This window comes from Microcystis sp. LE19-84.1B, from assembly GCF_027531875.1.
Lineage (GTDB): Bacteria > Cyanobacteriota > Cyanobacteriia > Cyanobacteriales > Microcystaceae > Microcystis > Microcystis panniformis.
Map to the genome: position 1 here is coordinate 1 of NZ_JAPZSR010000419.1, position 3,251 is coordinate 3,251.

At 39.5% G+C, this 3,251-nt stretch carries 3 protein-coding genes and 1 pseudogene; 2 read left to right on the forward strand and 2 right to left on the reverse strand.

From position 1 onward, the window contains the following. The coding region (locus O9324_RS23445) for a transposase (protein ID WP_071784045.1) at positions 1-113 on the forward strand (113 nt) is incomplete at its 5' end. A gap of 416 nt (positions 114-529) precedes the next feature. Next, positions 530-2,491 (forward strand): annotated as a pseudogene (locus tag O9324_RS23450) (tetratricopeptide repeat protein). Positions 2,492-2,585: 94 nt separating this feature from the next. Here the strand turns inward: O9324_RS23450 and O9324_RS23455 are convergent. Further along, a complete protein-coding gene (locus O9324_RS23455; RefSeq protein ID WP_288141456.1) occupies positions 2,586-2,804 on the reverse strand; it encodes a hypothetical protein in 219 nt (72 codons plus the stop codon). Between the two features lie 23 nt (positions 2,805-2,827). Then, positions 2,828-3,070, reverse strand: coding sequence for a hypothetical protein (locus O9324_RS23460; RefSeq protein WP_288141457.1), 243 nt, complete (start codon positions 3,068-3,070; stop codon positions 2,828-2,830). Between the last annotated feature and the right edge of the window lie 181 nt (positions 3,071-3,251).

The window sequence follows — 3,251 nt, forward strand, 5'->3', positions numbered from 1 at the left end:
TGGTCGAGGGAATCAACAATAAACTTAAACTAATAAAACGGAGAGGCTATGGCTTTAGAAACTTTCGGAATTTTTGGGTTAGAAGTATGTTATCTTGGCATCTTGTATGTTGATTTAGCATAAAGGGTAACGAAGAGCCGAAAAAGCTTTACAAGCTGCTGACAAAGGGTCAAAAACTGATCTAGAAAAAGTAGTAGATTATTTAAAGGTTGCCATGAATGATGAAGCAGATTTCGCCGAAAAAGTCAAGGGTTTAGCAACAGAAATTTAATCCTTAAAAATTCAGGATAATAGTAGTATGAACCAGAATAATTCTGGAGGTCAAAATTTACAGAATCAGGGTCAGGTTAGTGAAGTTTATCAAGCAGAAACTATAAACATCAATAAAACCTGACTGCAGCCGCCTGTTCAGGAACAGGTTAAACAACATCCTCACAATTTATCTAATAGTAATATCCCTAGATTTGTTGGTAGGGATCAGGAATTAATTGACTTAAAAAAGCAATTACAACAATCCCAAAAGCTTGCTATATCTACCTTAACGGGAATGGGAGGCATAGGTAAAACCGAACTAGCCAGACAGTTTGGCTGGCAAGAATGGCGAGAAAAAGCCTATCCGGGGGGTATATGTTGGTTAAATGTGGCAGAGAGTGACGGCGGTTTTATCGGTACTTCTATTTTAGATTTTGCGCGGGTACATCTCAAATTAACTTTACCGGATGAGGGAGAATTAGACGTAAAAATTCGTTATTGTTGGCAAAACTGGTTAGCGGGAAATGTCCTAATTATCTTTGATGATGTGCGGGATTATCAGCAAATTAGGGATTATTTACCACCGCAAGAAGAGAAACGCTTTCAGGTTTTAATTACCACTCGCAAGGAATATTTATCAGCGACAATTGCGACTTTTCGGGTAGAAGTATTAAAAGAAAAAGATGCACTTGATTTATTGCGTTCCTACCTCGTAGATAACAGAATTGACACACAAATCGAGGCAGCTAAATTATTATGTCAGGATTTGGGTTATTTACCCTTGGCGTTAGAATTGGTGGCAAGGTTGCTGGTACGACGACAGGATTGGAAAATTAGCAAAATACGGGATAAATTAGCCGAAAAAGGCTTAGATGAGCCAATTTTAGACAAAAATCCCAAGTTTCATGGGGAAATGACTGCGGAAAGAGGGTTAAAAGCTGCCTTTAATCTCAGTTGGGAGGAGTTGCATCGCGAACCAGAAGCCCAAATTTTGGCACTTTACCTCAGTTTATTCGCTCTTGCGCCCTTTCCCAAGGGGATGATTCTGGATTTATTTCCCGATGAGGATGGGGATACAGTGGAGGAATGGTTAACCGATAGTTTAGTTCACCTGAGTTTAGTTCAGGATAATCGTGATGGTTGGTATGAAATTCATCCCCTGTTGCGTCGCTACTTTCGGGATAAGTTAGAAGCATCACCCCACGCAGAACCCGCAAAACGCCGTTATTGTATTATTATGGCGAAGAAATCGGCGGAAATGCCATATAATCTCACTGTAGAAATCGTTGAAGAATTTACACCTTTCCTTCCCCATCTGCAAGCATCTGTCAAGGAATATTCAGAATATATTGCTGATGAGGATTTATTATGGTCCTATACGGGTTTAGCTTGGTATTATCAAGGACAAGGATTGTATGCTGCTGCTGAACCCTACTGTCAAGCTTGTTTAACCGCAACTCGAACCCACTTAGGAGACAATCATCCCCATGTGGCAACTTCCCTCAACAATTTAGCAGCATTGTACTATTCCCAAGGCAGGTACACAGAAGCAGAACCTCTCTATCTAGAAGCTTTAGATTTGAGAAAACGACTCTTAGGAGACAATCATCCCGATGTGGCAAGTTCCCTCAACAATTTAGCATACTTGTACGATTCCCAAGGCAGGTACACAGAAGCGGAACCTCTCCTTGTAGAAGCATTAGATTTGAGAAAACAACTCTTAGGAGACAATCATCCCGATGTGGCAACTTCCCTCAACAATTTAGCACTCTTGTACCATTCCCATGGATGGTACACATAAGCGTAACCTCTATATCAACAATCTTTATTTTTTAAAAAACGACTCTTAGGAGACAATCATCCCGATGTGGCAACTTCCCTCAACAATTTAGCAGGATTGTACGATTCCCAAGGCAGGTACACAGAAGCAGAACCTCTCTATCTAGAAGCATTAGATTTGAGAAAACGACTCTTAGGAGACAATCATCCCCTCGTGGCACTTTCCCTCAACAATTTAGCAGCATTGTACGATTCCCAAGGCAGGTACACAGAAGCGGAACCTCGCTATCTAGAAGCGATTAATATTTTCAGGGAAAGATTAGGGGAAAATCATCCCAATACCCAAACCGTTTATCAGAATTATCTGAAGATGTTATCCCAATTACCCGAAGCAGAATTAAGACAACGGTTTCCCGATGAGGTGGTAGAGATGTTGAAACCAAAACCCCCTCATCCCTGAAAATAGTCTTAACTGTGATTTATGGGATTATGGGATAGACTATAATTGATCATTGATAAAGACTTGCCAAATACAACACAATCATAGTATTCACTCAATCATTCAAATCACAACTTAGAAAAACGTAGGGTGCGTTAGACGGCCAAAATTTCTGCTTTAACTTCAAGCTAACAATCCGTCGTAACGCACCACCATCGACAGTGATTGGAATGATTAAATGATGAGCTATAATTGAATTAATCACTGATAACTGATAACTGATAACTGATAACTGATTTACCCACCAAATCCAAGAGAGCCTTGAATGAACCAATCATAGTCAATCAAATAATCACATCAATCATAGTTAAGACCGTTGGAAAATAGGGTCTGTAGGCGCACGGATTTTCCATTATGAATATAATATCCTGTCAAGTCGCCTTTGTCAAGAGAAAATTTAACAACATCCAGACAAACGTAGGGTGCGTTAGACGGCCAAAATTTCTGCTTTAACTTCAAGCTAACAATCCGTCGTAACGCACCACCACCATTGACTGTGATTGGAATGATTGAATGATGAACTATAATTGAATTAATCACTGATTACTGATAACTGATAACTGATAACTGATTAGCAAGGAATAAAACCATGAATACTAAAGAGAGACTATTACAAGAGATTGAACAAGCACCGGATTCTTTAATAGAAGAAACTTTAAACTTCCTCCTTTCAGCACAAGCTAGTTATGCTAAATCTGAAAGTAATGTAGGAGAGGCAATA